Annotated in this window: 16 protein-coding genes; 8 read left to right on the top strand and 8 right to left on the bottom strand. The window is 64.6% G+C overall.

All coding sequences use genetic code 11. From position 1 onward, the window contains the following. Positions 1-5: 5 nt before the first annotated feature. The 8 genes from E5X34_RS16620 to E5X34_RS16655 all read right to left on the bottom strand — a co-directional run bounded on the left by E5X34_RS16620 (position 6) and on the right by E5X34_RS16655 (position 8,620). Positions 6-821: an NAD(P)-dependent oxidoreductase gene (locus E5X34_RS16620; RefSeq protein WP_292566755.1), complete on the bottom strand. Its 816-nt coding sequence runs from the start codon at positions 819-821 to the stop codon at positions 6-8. A gap of 144 nt (positions 822-965) precedes the next feature. Continuing rightward, positions 966-2,582 (bottom strand): hydantoinase B/oxoprolinase family protein, encoded by a 1,617-nt coding sequence (locus E5X34_RS16625; protein WP_292566757.1) that lies wholly within the window; start codon positions 2,580-2,582, stop codon positions 966-968. Continuing rightward, entirely contained in the window at positions 2,579-4,675 is a 2,097-nt protein-coding gene (locus tag E5X34_RS16630; RefSeq protein ID WP_292566760.1) for a hydantoinase/oxoprolinase family protein, read from the bottom strand. The genes E5X34_RS16625 and E5X34_RS16630 overlap by 4 nt, the downstream gene beginning before the upstream one ends. A 176-nt stretch (positions 4,676-4,851) precedes the next feature. Then, the gene (locus E5X34_RS16635; RefSeq protein WP_292566763.1) at positions 4,852-5,799 is read right to left on the bottom strand and encodes a LysR substrate-binding domain-containing protein; all 948 of its coding nucleotides are present in this window, start codon (positions 5,797-5,799) and stop codon (positions 4,852-4,854) included. A gap of 80 nt (positions 5,800-5,879) precedes the next feature. Continuing rightward, positions 5,880-6,629 (bottom strand): SDR family oxidoreductase, encoded by a 750-nt coding sequence (locus E5X34_RS16640; RefSeq protein WP_292566765.1) that lies wholly within the window; start codon positions 6,627-6,629, stop codon positions 5,880-5,882. 10 nt (positions 6,630-6,639) lie between these two features. After that, positions 6,640-7,350 carry an SDR family oxidoreductase gene (locus E5X34_RS16645; protein WP_292566767.1) on the bottom strand — a complete coding sequence of 237 codons (711 nt, stop codon included), beginning with the start codon at positions 7,348-7,350 and terminating at the stop codon, positions 6,640-6,642. Between the two features lie 39 nt (positions 7,351-7,389). Further along, positions 7,390-7,626 (bottom strand): hypothetical protein, encoded by a 237-nt coding sequence (locus tag E5X34_RS16650; RefSeq protein WP_292566770.1) that lies wholly within the window; start codon positions 7,624-7,626, stop codon positions 7,390-7,392. 34 nt (positions 7,627-7,660) lie between these two features. Beyond that, positions 7,661-8,620, bottom strand: a complete 960-nt coding sequence (locus E5X34_RS16655; protein ID WP_292566772.1) for a dihydrodipicolinate synthase family protein — start codon at positions 8,618-8,620, stop codon at positions 7,661-7,663. Positions 8,621-8,719: 99 nt separating this feature from the next. Between E5X34_RS16655 and E5X34_RS16660 the strand changes: the two genes are divergently transcribed. The 8 genes from E5X34_RS16660 to E5X34_RS16695 all read left to right on the top strand — a co-directional run bounded on the left by E5X34_RS16660 (position 8,720) and on the right by E5X34_RS16695 (position 19,146). Next, a complete protein-coding gene (locus tag E5X34_RS16660) occupies positions 8,720-9,760 on the top strand; it encodes a proline racemase family protein (protein WP_292566775.1) in 1,041 nt (346 codons plus the stop codon). A 217-nt stretch (positions 9,761-9,977) separates the two neighbouring features. Then, positions 9,978-10,970 carry a cell division protein FtsZ gene (gene ftsZ, locus E5X34_RS16665; RefSeq protein ID WP_042647517.1) on the top strand — a complete coding sequence of 331 codons (993 nt, stop codon included), beginning with the start codon at positions 9,978-9,980 and terminating at the stop codon, positions 10,968-10,970. 176 nt (positions 10,971-11,146) lie between these two features. After that, positions 11,147-12,208, top strand: a complete 1,062-nt coding sequence (locus E5X34_RS16670; RefSeq protein ID WP_292566778.1) for a maleylacetate reductase — start codon at positions 11,147-11,149, stop codon at positions 12,206-12,208. 165 nt (positions 12,209-12,373) lie between these two features. After that, positions 12,374-13,372, top strand: a complete 999-nt coding sequence (locus E5X34_RS16675; RefSeq protein ID WP_292566780.1) for an ABC transporter permease — start codon at positions 12,374-12,376, stop codon at positions 13,370-13,372. Positions 13,373-13,408: 36 nt separating this feature from the next. Next, positions 13,409-14,425 carry a sugar ABC transporter substrate-binding protein gene (locus E5X34_RS16680; RefSeq protein WP_292073979.1) on the top strand — a complete coding sequence of 339 codons (1,017 nt, stop codon included), beginning with the start codon at positions 13,409-13,411 and terminating at the stop codon, positions 14,423-14,425. A 12-nt stretch (positions 14,426-14,437) separates the two neighbouring features. Further along, positions 14,438-16,555: an SMP-30/gluconolactonase/LRE family protein gene (locus E5X34_RS16685; RefSeq protein ID WP_292566783.1), complete on the top strand. Its 2,118-nt coding sequence runs from the start codon at positions 14,438-14,440 to the stop codon at positions 16,553-16,555. Then, entirely contained in the window at positions 16,552-17,646 is a 1,095-nt protein-coding gene (locus tag E5X34_RS16690; protein ID WP_292566785.1) for an SMP-30/gluconolactonase/LRE family protein, read from the top strand. The genes E5X34_RS16685 and E5X34_RS16690 overlap by 4 nt, the downstream gene beginning before the upstream one ends. 3 nt (positions 17,647-17,649) lie before the next feature. Next, entirely contained in the window at positions 17,650-19,146 is a 1,497-nt protein-coding gene (locus E5X34_RS16695; RefSeq protein WP_292566787.1) for a sugar ABC transporter ATP-binding protein, read from the top strand. Positions 19,147-19,215 lie beyond the last annotated feature (69 nt).

Consider the following 19,215-nt stretch of genomic DNA (forward strand, 5'->3'; position numbering starts at 1 on the left):
CCGCGCTATTCAGCCGGCTTGTCGTCCGGGTGGCCAAGCTCGCAGAACCAGCCGCCGAGATATTTCACCGAGGGCCTCTTCGGATCAGGAACAGGGGTCTTCGCCTCGACGGCGGCGCGGAACGGCTCGGCGCTGTCCTGCGGGATGAAGCCGAGATGGTCGGCGCCGCTGTTGTCGACCATCTTCAGCTTGTTGTCGGAAATGCCGAACGAGATGGTGTGGCCGACGCGCGGCGCCGTCAGCGACGCCTCGACCAACCGCACGCAGTCGGCGAAGGAGAGATAAGACCACAGCATGCGGCGATCGGCCGGTTCGGGGAAGGACGAGAAGATGCGCAGGCACACCGTCTCGATGCCGAACTTGTCCCAATAAAGCCGGCTCAGGCTTTCGACGAAATTCTTCGACACGCCATAAAGGCTGTCCGGGCGCACCGGCGCATCGACGCCGATATGCGCCTCGATCTCGTGATAGCCGATGGCGTGCACCGAAGACGCATAGATGACGCGCTTCACGCCGTGTTTCCGGGCGCCTTCATAGATGTGGTAGGAGCCGCGGATGCTGGAATCCAAGATGGTCTGCCATTCGCATTCGAGCGGCGCGCCGCCGAAATGCACGATCGCGTCGCAATCCTTGGTGGCCGCGATGGTCGCTTCCATGTCGGCGAGGTCGAAGACCGCCTCCTCCTCGTGAGGGGCAAGATCGCCGAGGGGTTCGCGGTCCGCCAGGCGGATCGTCCTGGCGAGCGGGGCCAGCCCCTTGCGCAGCTGCGAGCCGAGCCGGCCGGCGGCGCCGGTGATCAGGATACGTTCATAGTGCGGCATCGCTTACTCCACTTGCGCGACGGCGGCGGTGATCCGCGCGGTCGCCTCGGTCAGCATTCTTCGTTGGTCGCGGTCGAGATGCGGAAATGGGGTGACAGTCCATAGGCGATGCTGGGCACCGACGCCACCCTGCCTTCGTCCTCATCACTCATCCCCCTTGATGTAACCCTTGGACCGGTCATTGGCCCGAGCGGCCGCGCTGCGCCTGGCCGGATCGCCATAGCCGCCGCCGCCCGGCAGTTCCAGGATCAGCCTGCGCCCTGCCGGCACATGCTGCCAGCCTTTCGGGCGCATCTTGGTGCCGTCGTCGAGCGTGACTGAGCCGGAGACGCCAGGCTTGCCGCCTTCGCGGCCATGGGCCGGATGATTGACGCGGTCGAACATCGCCGAGAAATCGAACTCGTGGCCGTCGGTGGCGGCGATCTCGATGACCTGTCCCAGGCCGCCGCGAAATTCGCCGTCGCCACCGGAATTGGGCCGCAGCTCCTTGCGCCAGATGACGATCGGACCCGTATGCTCAGTCGCCTCGATCGGCATCGTGTGCACGCCCGACGGGAAGGCCGTCGCCGACAGGCCGTCGAGCCCGGGTCGGGCGCCCATGCCGCCCGAGTTGAACATCAGCACTTCGGCCCTGCGGCCGGATGCGCCGGCTGCGGGACGCGCCGAGATGTGGATGTTCCACAGCGCGCCGGCGCCTTCGGCGAGGATCTTGCCGGGCAGCGCCTTGGAGAAAGCTCCCAGCACCAGATCGGGAACCATGTGGCCGAAAATGTGCCTGAGCGCCACCGGCGCCGGCCGTACGGCGTTCAGGATATTGATGGGTGACGACACGGTGAAGAAGGCCAGCGACGCGGCGTTGTTGGGAATGTCGGGCGCCACCATGCATTTCAGCGCGTAGCAGGCATAGGCCTTGCTGTAGATGATCGGGCAGTTGATGCCCCAGCGGCTCATCGGATCGCTGCCGGTGAAATCGACCTCGACATGGTCCTCGCGGACCGAAACCGTCGCCGCCAGCTTGACCGGCTCATCGTAACCGTCGGTCACCAGCTCGTTCGACCAGCTTCCCTTGGGCAGCGCCTCGATGCGTTCGAGCATGGCGTCGCGGGTGCGCGAGAAGATGAAGTCGCGGAGACCGTCGAGCGAGGCAAGGCTGGTCTCCTTCATCATGTCGACGAGCCGGCGATGGCCGACCTCGTTGCAGGCGGCCAAAGAATAGAAATCGCCGACCACCTGGTTCGGCTCGCGGACATTGGCGCGCAGGATGCGGACAAGGTCGAGGTTGACCTTGCCTTTTTCCGCGAACTTCATGATCGGGATCTGGATGCCTTCCTCATAGACCGACTTGCCGTCGGCGCCGAAGCCGCGGCCGCCGACATCGACGACATGCGCCGTGCAGGCGAAGAAGGCGACGAGCTCGTCGTTCAGGAAGGACGGCGACACCATGGTGATGTCATGCAGGTGGCCGGTGCCGAGCCATGGGTCGTTGGTGACATAGGTGTCGCCCTCGAACATCTGATCGCGCGGGATCGCGTGCATGAAATGCAGCACGGCCTCGGCCATGGTGTTGACGTGGCCGGGCGTGCCGGTGACCGCCTGCGCCAGCATCTGACCGAGCGGGTCGAACACGCCCGCTGACAGGTCGCCGGCTTCGCGCACAGAGGTGGAGAAGGCGGTGCGCAGTAAGGTCAGCGCCTGCTCCTCGACCACCGAGATCAACCGGTTCCACATGACCTGCATGCGGATTGCGCCAATATCGCTCATGCCTGGCTGCCTTTGCGGGTCAGGAGGATCGCTCCGTCGCTTTGGATGACGGCGTCAAAGCTGGTGGTGACGACAGTCGATGTCTCGCGCTCGACGATGACGGCGGGCCCCGCCACGTGGTCGCCGGCGCAGAGCGTGTCGCGCTCGACGATGCCATAGGTCTGTGGCGCGCCGGTCGCCGGATCGAACACGGCCCGGGTCGTTGTCGGTTCGCTCGTCTTCCTGCCGGTGGTGAGTTCATGCCGCGTCACGGCCGGACGAACGTCCGTCGCCTTGACCGACCAGGTGACGATCTCGATCTCCAGCCCGTCGAGCCCTTCGATGGCCCGGCCGAAGAAGCGCTGATAGCTGGTCTCGAACAAATCCTTGAGCTTGGCGACTGCACCCTCGCCGAACGGTTCGTCGGCCAGTGGCACGGGGATTTCCCAGCCCTGGCCAGCATAGCGCATGAAGGCGGTGATCTCGCAGACGATCCTGCCGCTGGCGCCGCTGCGCACAAACCCCTCTGCGGAGGCCTTAAGGTCGGCGAGCAGAGCGTTGACCTCAGCCGGCTTGAACCGGGACAGGCGCGTCAGCTTCGACGCCAGCGCTTCGTAGCCAAACGGTGCTTTGAGGAAGCCGATCGCGGAACCAACACCGGCGCCGCGCGGCACGATGCACTGGTCGATGCCGAGTTTTTCGCAGAGCCTCGCCGCGTGCAGCGGTGCCGCGCCACCGAAGGCGATCATCAGATTGTCGGAGATGTTCTTGCCGTTCTCGACGGCATGGACGCGGGCGGCGTTCGCCATGTTCTCGTCCACCACCTCGCAGATGCCGAAGGCGGTTGCCATGGCGTTCAGCGACAGGCGATCGCCGACATCGCGCAGGATCGCCTGTTCGGATGCGGTCGTATGGAGCTTGATCGCGCCGCCGGCGAAATTGTCGGGGTCGAGCTTGCCGAGCACGAGGTCGGCGTCGGTGATCGCGGGGCGTTTGCCGCCGCGGCCGTAGCAGGCAGGGCCGGGTTCCGAGCCGGCGCTTTCCGGTCCGGTCTGGATGCGGCCCATGGCGTCGACCCAGGCGATCGAGCCGCCGCCGGCGCCGATCTCGATCATCTCGATCACCGGTATGGAGATCGGCATGCCCGAGCCTTTCGAGAAGCGATAAGTGCGCGCCACCTCGAAGGTCCGCGCTGTGCGTGGCGCAAAATCCTCGATCAGGCAGATTTTTGCGGTGGTGCCGCCCATGTCGTAGGAGACGACCTTTTCCAGGCCGAAGCGACGGGCGATGTCAGCGGCGAAGATGGCACCTCCCGCCGGGCCGGACTCGACCAGCCGTACCGGGAATTCCGAAGCGGTCTCCACCGAGATCAGGCCGCCGCCCGAATGGATCATGAAGACGGGGCACCCGGCGCCCATGTCCTTCAGCCGTGTCTGCAGGCGGGCGAGATAGTCGGCCATCTGCGGCCGCACATAGGCGTTGGCTGAGACCGTGTTGAAACGCTCGAACTCGCGCATCTGCGGCGAGACCTCGGCGCTGATCGAGATCGGAATAGTCAGCTTCCTGGAGAGAATCTCGCGCGCCCGGCGCTCGTGGTCAGGATTGGCGTAGGCATGGATGAAGCCGATCGCGACCGAGCCGAAATTGCCGGCCGCGATCCGGTCGGCGATCACTTCGAGGGTGGCTTCATCAAGCGGCTGCAGTTCCTGGCCCTCGGCGCCGATGCGGCCCTTGACGGTAAAACGGTGCTCGCGCGGGATCAGTGGCGGCGGCAGTTGCAGGTTGAGATCGTATTGCTCGAAGCGGTTTTCCGTCCGCATCTCGGTGACATCGCGAAAACCTTCGGTCGTGACCAGAGCGGTTTTCGCCCCGCGCCGCTCGATCAGCGCGTTGGTGGCGAGCGTGGTGCCGTGGATGATGATGCCGATCTCGGCCGCCGAAATGCCGGCATCGCGGATGACCGCGTCGATGCCGTCGAGGATCGCCTGCTCTGGCGCGGCATAATTGGTCAGCACCTTGGTTGAAAACATCTCTCCCCTGACATCGAGCGCGATGTCGGTGAAGGTGCCGCCAATGTCCGCGCCAAGGCGGATGTCGTCTGCTCGGGAGGTCATGCCTTGGCCTTCAGGGAAGAGAATGCTGCGTCACGCACTTAGCGGCAAGCGAACCGGGCTTGCCTTTCGGCTTATACCTGCACTCCAGCGGGCAAGCGCAAAATCAAGAAATGCGGCTCATTCGAAAGTTCTTCTTTACTGTCTCCTACGCTGGAAGGCTTGTCTCGCGGCACTTGTCAGTCCGAAAGCGGAGTCGGTTTCGGCAGGGAAACCTTGAGGTCGCTGCGCCAGTCTTGCTGGGCCAGCCATCGATGAAGCGCGGCCACGGGCTTGACGCGCAGATGCCCGCGCGGGACCACAAGATAGAAGCCGGGGACTTCCTCCGGCCGCATATCGGCAATGGCGTCGCGGCCGATCGGCGCGACCAGCGCGCCGGAGCGGAAGTCCTCCTCGGCGTCGATCACGGAGACCAGGCCCACACCGATGCCTTGCAGGGTCGCCCGGCGCATCGTCGCCGCGTCGTCGAAACTGACGCTGCGGTCGCCGTCGGTCAGCGCCACGCCCAGGTGCCGCAATATGTCCGGCCACAGTCGCTTCGACTTGACCGTGTCAAGCAGCGTGAACTTCGTCAGGTCCTGCGGCGACTTGATCTCCTCGCCGATCGCCGGCGTGCAGCAGATGATCTTCGGGTCCGGCACCAGGAGCGTCACCTCATAGTCCGGCCAGTTGCCGTAGCCCCATTGCACCGTCATGTCGATGTCGTCGCGACCGAAGTCGGGCAGGTCGACCATCGTCGTCAGGCGCAGGTCGGCGCCAGGCAGGACCTCGCGGAACAGCGACAGCCTCGGCAGCAGGTAGTGCGTGGCGAAGTATGGACTGGCGTTGAGGTTGATGCGGTCGCGGTGGTTCGACTTGGTGACGCGACGAACGCCTTCGGAAAATTCGTCGAAGCCGGCCTTCACGTAATGCGAAAGAAGGATCGCCGACTCGGTCAGTTCGATCGAGCGGCCCTTGCGCTCGAACAGCGTCACCTGCAGCGTGTCTTCCAGCAGCTTGATCTGCTGGCCGACGGCCTGCGGCGTGACCAGAAGCTCGTCGGCAGCCTGCCTAAAGCTCTTGTGCTGCGCGACGGCGTGGAAGACGCGAAGCGCATTGAGCGATGGAAGGCGAAGCTTGCCGCTCATCGTAAGTCCGCCTCCTTCCGTTCGAGACCCGTTGATCATGCACCGCCGAACCTCAACAGCCGTTGGTTGCCGAAGTGATTCTAAGCGTAGATGTAACCACCTGAAACAATGACATTTTCGCCGGTCATATAGGTGTTCTTCGGTCCTCCGGTCATCAGCACCCATTCGGCGATTTCCGTCGGCTCGGCGCCGCGCCCGAGCGGGCTTGCCTTGGCCAGTTCTTCCAGGAAGCCGAGGGCCTTCGCCTTCTCGGTGGCCATGCCGGCCGGCGCCACGGAGTTTACCAGGATGCCGTCCTTGGCGACGTGATGGGCAAAGGAGCGCGTCAGGCTGACGACGGCTGCCTTGGTCGCCGCATAATGGGCGTTCTGGGGATGCGCCTTGAAGGCGTCAACCGAGGTCAGATTGACGATGCGGCCGCGCACCTGGGCTTTCGGCTCCTGCGTCTGCATGTGGCGAACCGCGGCCACCATCATGTGGTAGGTGCCCTTGATGTTGATGCCGTTGGAGGCGTCCCAATCGGCGTCGGTGATCTCGAGCAGCGGGCGGCGCGGATAAATCGCGGCGCAGTTGATCAGCGTGTCGACGCGTCCGAGCTCGGCCACGATGGCATCGAAGGCGGCGTGGCATTGCGGGCCCACCTGGATGTCGCACGTCGCGGTGGCGACAGGCAGGCCCTTGGCGCTTGCCGACTCGAGCGCGCTCTCCGCCGCTTCCTGGTTGATGTCGATGATGCCGATCTTTGCCGCGCCAGCGTCGACAGCCATCTTGGCAAGAAGCGCACCGAGGCCGGCGCCGCCGCCCACGATCAGAACGGAAAGGTCTTTCATTCTGTCTTCCTTACTTGGTGCCGCTCGGCGAAGTCGGCCAGGTCGGCATGATGTCGAAACGGGTCACGTCGGCCCATGCCGGGAGCGCGAGCACGCCGACCACCATCCTGGCCACGTCATCCGGCTGCACCACCTTGCTGGCGTACATGGCCGCGCGGGCATCAGCGTCGAGGATGTCCTTATAGAGCTGCGTCTCGACACGGCCGGCGACGATCTCGGTGACGCGTATGCCGGATGGCGAGAGGTCGGCGCGCAGCGCGGCGGCAAAGCCGGAGATAGCCGCCTTGGTGGCCGCATAGACGGCGATGTTGGAAAAGGCCGCGTGGCCGGCGACGGAGCCGGTGAACAGGATATGGCCCGACTGCCGCTCGCGCATCTGCGGCACGACGAGGCGGGTGAGCAGGATCGCGGCGCTGAGGTTCACCTCCAGCGTTGCGTCGATGTCGGCGATCTTCATGTCCGCGAAATTGCCGAGCGGCGGCATGATGCCGGCATTGTTGATCAGCACATCGATGGTGAGATCCGCCAGCACCGATTCCAGCGCCTCGAGGTCGGTGACGTCGACGGCAATCGGCACGATGCCCGGACGCTCGGCCTGCAACTCCTTGAGCGCGGCCTGGCTGCGGCCAACGGCATAGACATCATAGCCGGCGTCGCTCAGCGCGATCGCCATCGCCCGTCCTATGCCGCTCGTCGCCCCGGTGATGAAGGCTGTCGTCACTTGGGCTTCCCCATTTGCGGCTTCCCATTTGCCTGGATTTCAGTCTGCGGCGCGGGCCAGCGCCGCGAAACCAAGAAAACCAGCAAAAAGGAAAGATAAACTTTCGAAAGCTGGTGTGGCGTTTGCAACGTTCCACGCCGCTTGCGCCATTTTCAACGCCGTAAAGCAAAGAAATACAATGCTTTCGGCGCGCAGGAGAGGAGCTCCCGCCGGCCGATCGAACAAAAACGCAGCTTTCGCAACCGCGTGGGGGACCCGCCGATAGCGGCTTTTCATCGGTGAAGGCGAGGTCGCGCGGCCTCGGGTCCGCTCAGGCCGCGTAGCGTGTCATTGCGGGCTGCCTCGACCACTGGGCATACCAGGCTTCGAACAGCTTGAGCTGTGCCTCGGCAAAGCCGCGCTGGCTGTCGCTCAGCGCATCGGTCTCGTTGAAGTGCAGCCTGTATTCAGGATTACCTTTCAGCACCATCATATGCTTGAAATAAAGCACCAGGTCCGGACCTTCGTCGAAGGAGGACAGCACGGCGAGCGCAGCATCGAGCTCCTGCGCCAGCCGGCGGGCTTCGGCGTCGCCCTTCGCTGCGGCCTGGCTGAGGCCCGCCAGATGCAGCACTTCCTTGGGCAGCACGTTGCCGATGCCGGTGATCGCGCCGGAGGCTCCGCAATTGACGAAACCGTGGAAGACGGCGGTGTCGACGCCGATCATCAGCGCGACCTCATCGTCGCGGCTGGTGATGTTTTCGGCCGCATAGCGCAGATCAGACGGGCCGCCGAATTCCTTGAAGCCGACCAGGTTCGGATGTTCGGCGCGCAGCGCGAAGAACAGATCGGCGCGCGTGGCGAAGCCGTAATAGGGGCTGTTGTATATGACCGCCGGCAGGTCGGGGGCGGCTGAGAGGATCGCCTTGAAATGATGGCGCTGCGCGGTGACCGACGGACCGCGCGACAGAACGCGCGGGATCACCATCAGGCCGCGCGCGCCGACCTTCTGGGCATGCGCGGCATGAGCCACGGCGCTGGCCGTGTTGACGGCGCCGGTACCGACGATCACCGGCACGCCGGCCTTCACCAGGCGCTCGACGCCTTGCATGCGCTGCTCGTCGGTCAGCAACGGCCAGTCGCCCATCGAGCCGCAATAGACGACGGCCGACATGCCAGCGGCGATCAGTTCCTTACCTTTGCGCACCAGCGCGTCGAAGTCGGGAAGCCGGTCACTGGTGCAAGGCGTCATCAGCGCCGGCATGCAGCCGGAAAAAACATTGGCGGTCATCTGGGATTCTCCTTGAGGCTGGCACGCAGATTGATCAGTTTGTCCCGAAGCAGCACCGCTTGCCAAGCGGATAGTGCGGCCGACAGGGAGAAACGAACAATGCGTAGCAGGACCAGCATCCGCGTCGTCGGTTGCCATGCCGAGGGGGAGATCGGCGACGTCATCGTCGGCGGCGTGCTGCCGCCGGCGGGCCGCACGATGATGGAAAAGATGATCGCGATGGGGCGCGATCACGATCATGTCAGGCGCATGCTGATCTGCGAGCCGCGCGGCAGCGTCGCCCGGCACGTCAATCTCCTGGTGCCCTCGACGCGCGAGGATTGCGCCGCGGGGGCCATCATCATGGAACCGACGGAATACCCGCCGATGTCCGGCTCCAACACGATCTGCGTCGCCACTGTTCTGCTCGAGACCGGGATGGTGCCGATGCAGGAGCCGGAGACACGCTTCAAGCTGGACATGCCGGGCGGCGTCATCGAGGTACGCGCCGAGTGCCGCGACGGCAAATGCCTGTCGATCACCTTCCGCAACGCCCCCGCCTTCGCCGAACGCCTCGACGCGAATATCGAAGTCGAGGGGCTGGGAACGCTGAAGGTCGATATCGCCTATGGCGGGATGTTCTACGCAATTGTCGACGCGGCCGGGCTGGGCTTCTCGGTCACGCCCGACGAGGCCCGGGAGATTGCCGTGGCCGGCGAGAAGGTCCGCCACGCCGCGCGCGAGCAGCTCAATGTCGTGCATCCTGAGTTCGACAATGTGCGCGGTGTCTCGATCGTTCAGTTCGCCATGCCGTTCCAGGGACCGGGCAAGGTCACGCGCAACACCTGCATCGTCTCGCCCGGCCGCTCCGACCGCAGCCCCACCGGAACCGGCACCTCGGCCCGCATGGCCGTGCTGCAGGCGCGGGGCCTGATGCGCGTCGGCGACGTTCTGATCCATGAATCGATCATCGGCTCGCGCTTCACCGGCAGAATTGTCGACTTGACCGAACTTGCCGGACGCAAGGCGATCGTTCCCGAGATCACCGGCCGTGCCTGGATTACCGGCGAGCATAACTACTATCTCGATCCGACGGATCCCTATCCGCAAGGCTATGTGCTGTCGGACACCTGGGGCACCTCGACCTCGGTGACGCAGTAACGCGGTTTACAACGACGTCGTCTCGGACAGCCAACGCTCAAAGCTTTTTACCTTCGAGCGGTGGGCATCGCGCTTGCATATGCTCGGCGGACCTTGCAGGGAGGCGCCCGCTCTGATTCCCTGCGCTTGGTGGGGATCACCTGATTCGTGTGCTCGTTGCTCCGGTTCGCATCGCCGTGCGGCGAAGCAACAGGCGCTATCGTAGAAAGATGAAAAAATGACCGCCAAGCCGGAAATCCTGGAGATGAGACCCAAGATCACCGTCGTCGGAGTCGGCGGCGCCGGCGGCAATGCCGTCAACAACATGATCGCCGAAGGCTTGCAGGGCGTTGAGTTCGTCGTCGCCAACACCGACGCCCAGGCGCTCACCATGTCGAAATCGTCGCGGCTGATCCAATTGGGCGCGCATGTCACCGAGGGCCTGGGCGCCGGGTCCTTGCCCCAGGTCGGCAGCGCCGCGGCGGAAGAATCCATCGACGAGATCATGGATCATCTGGCGGGAACGCATATGTGCTTCATCACCGCCGGCATGGGTGGCGGCACCGGGACAGGTGCCGCGCCCGTGATTGCGCGCGCCGCGCGCGATGCCGGCATTTTGACGGTGGCCGTCGTCACCAAGCCTTTCACGTTCGAAGGCAAGCGCCGGACCCAGGCGGCCGAGGAGGGCATAGAACGCCTGCGCGAAAGCGCCGACACCGTGATCGTCATCCCGAACCAGAATCTGTTTCGGGTCGCCGACGCCAGGACCACCTTCGCCGATGCCTTTGCCATGGCGGACCGTGTCCTCTATGCCGGTGTCGGCTGCATCACGGACCTCATCGTCAAGGAGGGCCTGATCAATCTCGATTTCGCCGACGTGAAGTCGGTGATGCGGGACATGGGCCCGGCAATGATGGGTACCGGCGAGGCCTCCGGAGAGGGACGCGCAAGGACGGCGGCCGAGGCGGCGATCGCCAACCCACTCCTCGACGAAGCCTCGATGACGGGTGCCAGGGGGTTGCTTGTGTCGATCAGCGGCGGCATGGACATGACGCTGTTCGAGGTCGATGAGGCGGCGACGAGGATACGCGAGGAGGTCGACGCCGATGCAGACATCATCGTCGGCGCCATCTTCGACCAGTCCCTGGCCGGAAAGTTCCGTGTGTCGGTCGTCGCGACGGGACTGCGCAAGAGCGCGAGCGTGATGCAGTTCGAGCAGAGGATCGCCTGACCCACCGCGATCCTCGACCGCGCCGATGGCGCGGCGCAAATAGGCTGATGCCAGCTTCCGACGGCGAATAGATCCCTGGCCGCCAGATTTCGACAGCTAGCGCACTTACACGCGCGTCTCTTCGTCGCTAATTTTCATGCCACGGCATACAGTGGCGGCTGACGGGAGAGGCTCACATGAAAAGCTTCGTCTATAACGCCCAGCCGGCGCGCGTCGTCTTCGGATCGGGCACGATCGCTAGGCTCCCGGAGGAGATCGACCGGCTGGGGCTGAAACGCGTGCTCGTGCTTGCGACACCGCCGCGGGAGGCCGATGCCCGGCGCCATGCCGAGTTCCTCGGCGACAGGGTAGCCGGCGTCTATGCCAAAGCGACGATGCATACGCCGGTATCCGTCACCGAGAACGCGCTGCGGGTCGCGGCGAAACTCCGGGCCGACGGGCTGGTCGCCATCGGCGGCGGCTCCACGACGGGTCTCGCCAAGGCGATCGCCTTGCGTACCGACCTGCCGCAGATCGTGATGCCGACGACCTATGCCGGCTCGGAAATGACGCCGATCCTCGGCGAGACGAAAGATGGCGTGAAGGTCACCCAATCAAGCCCGAGGGTGCTGCCGGAAGTGGTGATCTACGACGTCGACCTGACGATGACGCTTCCCGCTTCCCTGTCGGGAACAAGCGGCATGAACGCCATCGCCCATGCCGTCGAGGCGCTCTATGCCAGGGAAAGCAACCCTGTGATCAACCTGATGGCGGCCGAGGCCATCGGCGCGTTGGTGAGTGCCTTGCCGGCCATTGCCGGGAACCCGCATGACCGCGATGCGCGCTCCGAGGCGCTTTACGGCGCCTGGCTCTGCGGCATCTGTCTCGGCTCGGTCGGCATGGCGCTGCACCACAAGCTTTGCCATACGCTGGGCGGCAGTTTCGATCTGCCGCATGCGGAGACCCATACGATCGTGCTGCCGCATGCGCTGGCCTACAACGCCCCTGCCGTTCCGGCCGTCATGCAAACCCTGCGGGCCGTGCTGAAGACGGATGATCCTGCCATCGCGCTCTACGACCTCGCCGGCCGGATCGGCGCAAAACGCGCGCTGTCCGAGATCGGCATGCCGTCCGACGGGATCGATATCGCGACGGACCGCGCGATGGCCAATCCTTACTGGAACCCGCGGGCGCTGGAGCGGGAACCGATCCGGACCCTTATCGCGCGCGCCTATGCCGGCGAGCCGCCGCAGGCCTGAGACCTCGGGAGCAAACTGCACAGCGTATCAGAAAAACGAAATTGTCGGCCGACGCTCCAGTCGTAATTGTCCCATACAGGCGAACGGCTCGGAGCCTCGGGAGGATTCCGGTTCAGCTGGCCGCCTGAGGAAGGCGCCAATCATAGGCTGCCTGGGAGGAGGAAAATGCCTGGTTCGGGCAAATCGGACGACAGGCGCCTTGGCTTCAAGGCGTCACAGGAAGTCGTCGTCGTCGCGATCTCGGTCGTGCTGTTCCTCGTCTTCTCGGCGACGCTCAACAATTTCCTGAGCCAAGGCAACATCATCGCCATCCTCAAGAACGTGTCGATCCTCGGCACGCTGGCCGTCGGCATGGGCTTCGTCGTCGTTGGCCGCGGCATCGACCTCACCATGGTGGCGGTGATGGTTGTCGGCGTCGCCTTCAGCATCTGGATTTCCACCTGGGGCATCGATTTCACGCTTGCCGTGATCTGCGGCGCCATACTGGTCGCGGCCATCGGCCTCTTCACCGGCGTCATGGTGGCGATCGCGGAGGTGCCGCCGATCTTCGCTACCTTGGCCATCGCCTCCTCGGTCTACGGCTCGGGGCGCATCGTCTTCGCCTCGGACGTGCTCTATGCGCCGCCGGATATCGCCTGGCTGAAATTCGTCGGCAATGGCAACGTGCTCGGCATACCGATGTCCGTCGTCATCTTCGGCGCGGTGGCGGCTCTCATGGGTCTCTTTCTCAGGAAGACGCGCTTTGGCCGGCTGGTCTACGCAACCGGCGACAATCCGAACGCGGCCCGCACCACCGGCCTGCCGACACGCCCGATCATCGTGACGCAATATGTCGTCAGCGCGCTCATCGCGTTCACCGCCGGCATCATCATGACCGGCCTTGTCACCGGCATCGACACGCGCCTCTACAATTCGAGCCTGATCTACGACGTGCTGCTGGTGGTCGTGCTGGGCGGCATCGGCCTGTCGGGCGGGCAGGGCGGCGTGCGCAATGTCATCGCCGGCACCATCCTGGTCGGCATCCTGACCAATGGCATGACGATCCTCAACTTCTCCTACACCAGCCAGAACCTGATCAAGAGCGTGATCCTGCTCGGCGCCCTCGCCATCGACGCCATCATCAATCCGCGCGACGAGCAGACCTCGCAGAGCGGCGACATCTGAACAAGAACTCGAACCATCAAATCAGGGAGGAAACCTATGAAACTATTCAAGAAATGCCTGTTGGCGGGCATGACCGCGCTCGCGTTTCTAGGCGCCGCGCAGGTTGCGAGCGCGCAGGAAACCGATCAGGTCGGCCGGGCTGCCTATCTCGACGGCGTCAAGGGCAAGAAGGTCATCTTCGTGCCGATCTCGCAGGGTATGGACCTCAACCAGGCCTGGGTGATGGTGTGGCAGCGCCATGCCGCCCGCTATGGCTTCACGCTCGAGGTGCGCGATCCGAACGGCGACACCAATGCCGGCATCCGCGCCATGCAGGGCGCGATCGCCGAGAAGCCCGACCTGATCATCGTGCAGAACCCGGACGTGCAGACTTACGCGCGCCTTTTGAAGCAGGCGCAGGCCGCCGGCATCAAGGTGCTGCAGGTCAACATGCAGTCGGCGACCCAGACCGACTCCTATGTCGGCAATGACTGGATCGAAATGGGCCGCCTGGAGATGGGCGAGCTGGCCAAGCATTGCACCGGGCCGAACGCCGTTTCGCACAAGGTGGTGTGGCTCGCCGGCGTCCAGACGGGCGCCGCCAACATCTATATGCGCACCGGCATCGACGAGGTGCTGAAGGCCAATCCCGAGCTGCAGCTCGTCTCCGACCAGCCGGCCGACTACATCAGCGAAAAGGCCCGCCAGATCACCGAGACGGTGCTGCAGCAGCATCCCGATCTCTGCGGCATCATGGGCATCTGGGACAATGCCGAAGTCGGCGCGGGCGCGGCGGTAGCTGCCGCCGGCAAGCAGGACCAGGTCACCATCGTCACCAATGGCGCGGGTGCCGCGACGGGCTGCGAGAGCATCAAGAACGGGCTGCTCGACGTGATCTTCAACTTCAACGCGCCGATCCAGGGCGAGATCGCCGCGCAGCAGATCTCCGAGCTGCTGCAGCACCCTGACCGCAAGGCCGGCAGCGAAAAGACCATCTTCTTCGGCCCGATCACCCGCGTCGACAAGACCAATGCGACCGGCCGGAACTGCTGGAAGCCCGAAGACATCAAGTAAACGGACTTTCCGATGAGCATGGCCGAAAGCCTGGTGCGCTGGCGCTACCGTCTGCTCCCCGACCATGTGGTCGGGGAGATCCTGACCAAGAAATGGATCGACAGCGTCATTCCCTTCACGGCGCTGGTGATCCTGTGCGCGATCTTCGGCGCGATCGTGCCGGGCTTCTTCGACGTGACGACGCTGACCAATCTCAGCGGCCAGACCGCCGAGCTCGGCCTGGTCGTGCTCGGCATGACAATCGTGATGGTGTCCGGCGGCATCGATCTCTCTGTCGGCTCGACCTTCGCGCTCGCGGTGCTGGTCACGCTCTACGGCATGAATGTCCAGCAGTGGAGTTTTGGGACCGGCCTGCTGGCCTGCCTCGGCCTCGGCGTCGTCTGCGGCGCCATCAACGGCTTCCTTGTCGGCTTCCTGCGCATGCGGGCGTTCCTGACCACGCTGGTCACGCTCATCATCTACCGGTCCACCTTCGACATCGTCTTCCCGCATGTCTCGACGGCGATCGTCACCAGCGGGCCGGATTCGCCGACCTATGATTTTCTCGGCTTCGGCACGGTCTGGGGCGTGCCGACATCCTTCGCCGTCTTCGTGGTCATTGCGCTGGTGATCCACCTGGTGCTGTCGCGCGCCCGCTATGGCTGGCGGCTGTTCGCGGTCGGCGGCGCGCGCCGCTCCGCCTACAATGCCGGCATCAATGTGCGCTTCACCCTGTTCAGCGCCTATGTGCTTTGTTCGGTGCTGGTCGCGCTCTCCGGTTTCTTCTTCTCGGCGCGCATCGGCAGTGCCGCGTCCGATATCGGCACTGGGCTCGAGCTGCAGGTGCTGACCGCGACTGTGCTCGGCGGCATCTCGCTCGGCGGCGGACGCGGCTCGGTCGCCAAGGCGCTGATGGGCACGCTCTTCGTGCTCGTCCTGTCGAACAGCCTGCTCGCGCTCGCCGTGCCCGGCCCGGTCAACTACCTGATCCTCGGCCTCGTGCTGCTGCTCTCGGTCATGCTCGACGTGCGCTGGGTGAAGAACCGCCACAAGATCCTGCGCAGCGTCTATATCTCGCCGACCTTCGCCAAGATGCCGCAGGCGATCTCGACCGCGCCCGGCGCGCCAATGGCTGTGAACGACCGGCTGAAGGATGTCGGCGTCATCGGCCTCGGCTTTCTCGATGGCGCCGAGGATGTGATCTTCGACCGCCAGGACCGGCTCTATACCGGCAGCCGGCAGGGCGACATATTGCGCTTCCAGCCGCCGCACTACACCGAGAGCGAAGTCTTCGCCCATATCGGCGGCTCGCCGCTTGGCATGGCGTTCGACCGCGACGACAATCTCGTCATCTGCGTCGCCGGCATGGGCCTCTACCAGGTCTCGCCGGCGGGCGAGGTGAAGCTGCTCACCGCCGAGACCAACCGCTCGCTGACATCGGTCGTCGACGACTCGACCATGAAGCTTGCTGACGACTGCGACATCCTCCCAGACGGCCGCATCGTCTTTTCCGAAGCTACCGTCCGTTTCGAGATGCACGATTGGTACGCGGACGCGCTGGAGAGCCGCGGCAACGGTCGCATCATCGTCCACGACCCCAAGTCCGGTTCGACGCGCACCCTGTTGTCGAACCTGGTGTTTCCGAATGGCATCTGCACGGCCTTCGACGGGCAGTCGGTGCTGTTCGCGGAAAGCTGGGCCTGCCGCATCAGCCGCTACTATTTCGACGGGCCGAAGAAGGGCAAGGTGGAGCGCGTCATCGAGGGACTGCCCGGCTATCCCGACAACATCAACCGAGCCTCCGACGGCACCTACTGGCTGGCGCTGATGGGCATGCGCACGCCGGCGCTCGACCTTTCGCTGGAAATGCCGGGCTTCCGCCGCCGCATGGCGCGGCGCGTATCGGAGGATGCCTGGCTGATGCCCAACCTCAACACCGGCTGCGTGCTGCGCTTTGACGAGAAGGGCCAGATCCTGGAAAGCCTGTGGGATCAGGCCGGCGAGAAGCATCCGATGATCACTTCGATGCGCGAGCACAAAGGCATCCTCTATCTCTGCGGCATCTTCAACAACCGCATGGGAACGCTGCCGCTGAAGGGCGCCGATCCCAGCTGGTTCAGCTCGGATTCCTACTGGGGCGAAAAGCCATGAGCGCCGTGAGCCGGCTTTTCGATCGCTTCCTTGGCCGTGGCGACTGGGCGGTGACCGTTCCGACGCTCGACGGGCCGCTGCTGCCCAACCAGGATCTTGAGGAGGCGGAGCTCTTCGCAGGCCTCGCTGAGGCCGACAATCTGGTGCGGACCGAAAAGGGCATGTTGGCGAGCAGCGCGAACCGGCTGATGCGGTTCGATGCCGACGGCAAGGCTGAGGTCCTGCAGGAATTTCCGAGCGAGATCACCGCGCTCGCCCATGCACGCGGCATGACCGCCCTGGCCACCGACGGCAAGGGAGTCATCGTCCGGGGCGGCCTGCATGACGGGCGGCAGGCGACGGGCGACGAGGCCCACAGGCTGTCCTGCGTCACCGCGCTGACTTTCCTCGACAGCAACACCTTGCTGGTCGCCAACGGCTCGGCCACGCTGCCGGCGAGCGCCTGGCGCCGCGACCTGATGCAGAAGAACGCTTCAGGCTCGCTCTGGCGCCTCGACCTGAAAAGCGGCCGGCTGGAGCTGATCCGCGACGGCCTCGCCTGGCCGGCCGGCATCGCCACGACCGGGTCAAACCGCGTCTACGTCACCGAGGCCTGGCGCCATCGCGTGCTGGCGATCGATCTCGCCGGCAAGGCGATGGCGCCGGTGCTGGAACACCTGCCGGCCTATCCGGCGCGCATCGCGCCCGCCTTCAACGCCGGCTACTGGTTGACCTTCTATTCCGTGCGCAACCAGCTGGTGGAGTTCATCCTGCGCGAGGAGACTTTTCGCAAGCGCATGCTGGTTGAGATACCGGAAGCCTACTGGATGGCGCCGTCGCTCAGCTCGTGGCGCGACTACCGCGAGCCGATGCAGGGCAGCCAGCTCAAGCAGATGAACGTGCTGAAGCCTTACGCGGTCACCAGGTCCTACGGGCTGGTGGTCCATTGCGACCAGAACATGAAGCCGCTGTCGAGCTTCCATTCGCGGGCCGACGGCACGGTGCACGGCACGATCAGCGCCTGCGAGGTCGACGACGATCTGCTCGTCGCCTCGCGCGGCGGGTCGAGGATCGTGCGCGTGGCCAAAGCCGCCAGCGGCAAGCGGGGTTAAGCGATGTCGGATAACATCATCGAGCTCAGGGACGCGACCAAGGCGTTCTCGCGCATCCCCGCCTTCAAGAACGTCACTTTCGACTTGCGCAAGGGTGAGATCCACGCGCTGCTCGGCGAAAACGGCGCCGGCAAATCGACGCTGACTAAGGTCATGGCCGGCGTGTTCAAGCTGACCGAAGGCAAGCTGTTCTTCGACGGCAAGGAGGTGTCCTTCGCCACGCCCGCCGAGGCGCTGCGCGCCGGCATCGCCATGGTGTTCCAGGAGACCAATTTGGTGCCTGCCATGACGGTGGCGCAGAACCTCTATCTTGGCGAGGAGAAGATGTTCAACCGGCTGCGCGGCCTCTACATCCAGGCGCGCCAGTTCCTCGCCGGCATGGGTTTCCAGGTCGACCCGACCGCGCAGGTGAGCACGCTGGGCGCCGCCCACAAGCAGATGGTGGAGATAGCCCGCGCCGTCCACCACAAGGCCCGCGTCATCATCTTCGACGAGCCGACCGCGACGCTGACCCCGGAAGAGAAACGCCATTTCTTCAACCTCCTGCAGCGGCTGGTGAAGGAAGGCATCGCCATCATCTTCATCACCCATGCGCTGGAGGAGGCGCTCGCCGTCGCCAACCGGATCACCGTGATGCGCGACGGCGAGATCGTGGCTTCGGGCGAGGCCAAGGGTTTCACCCGCGCCTCGATCGTGCAGGCCATGGTCGGCCGGACGCTCACCGAAACGCTGCATGGCGAGGTCAAGCGCACCGCGCGGCCCTATGGCGACAAGGTGCTTTCGGTTGAGAACCTGTCCTGCGCCAGCCTGGTGCGCAACTCGTCCTTCTCCGTCTTTTCGGGCCAGGTCACCGGCATGTTCGGATTGGTCGGCGCCGGCCGCACCGAGATGGCCAAGGTCGTTGCCGGGCTGTTGAAGCGCAACATCTTCCATGGCGGCGAAATCCGCCTGCTCGGCAAGTCGGTGCGCTATCGCGTGCCCAGGCCGGCGGTGCGCGACGGCATCGTCTATGTGACGGAGGACCGCAAGTTCGACGGCTTCTTCGAGACGATGACGGCCGGTGAGAACCTGCAGATCGGCGAACTGACCGAGAAATCCAACCCGGTGTCGATCGTGTCCCTGGCGCGCGCCAGGGAACTCGCCAAGCAATGGGGCGAGCGGCTCAGGCTGAAGCAGATCAGCCAGCGCGCCAGGATGATCGAGCTTTCCGGCGGCAACCAGCAAAAGGTCGTGATCGCCAAATCGCTCATCCAGCAGCCCAAGCTGGTGATCTTCGACGAGCCGACGCGCGGCGTCGATGTCGGCGCCATCGTCGAGATCCACCAGCTCATCAGCGATCTTGCCGATCAGGGCATGGCCGTCGTCGTCATCTCGTCTTATCTGCCGGAAATCCTTGCGGTTTCCGACCGCATCCTGGTCGTGAAGCGCGGCCGCGTGGTCGAAGAGATGATGCTGTCGGACGCAACCGAGGAACGCGTCATGTTCGCCGCCGTTCATTGAACTGGAACAGATTTGCTGGCTAAGGCCTGGAACGGCCCTATTGCCTTGCAATCGCTTCCGCGTCTGAAT

Source organism: Mesorhizobium sp. (assembly GCF_004963255.1).
Taxonomy (GTDB): domain Bacteria; phylum Pseudomonadota; class Alphaproteobacteria; order Rhizobiales; family Rhizobiaceae; genus Mesorhizobium.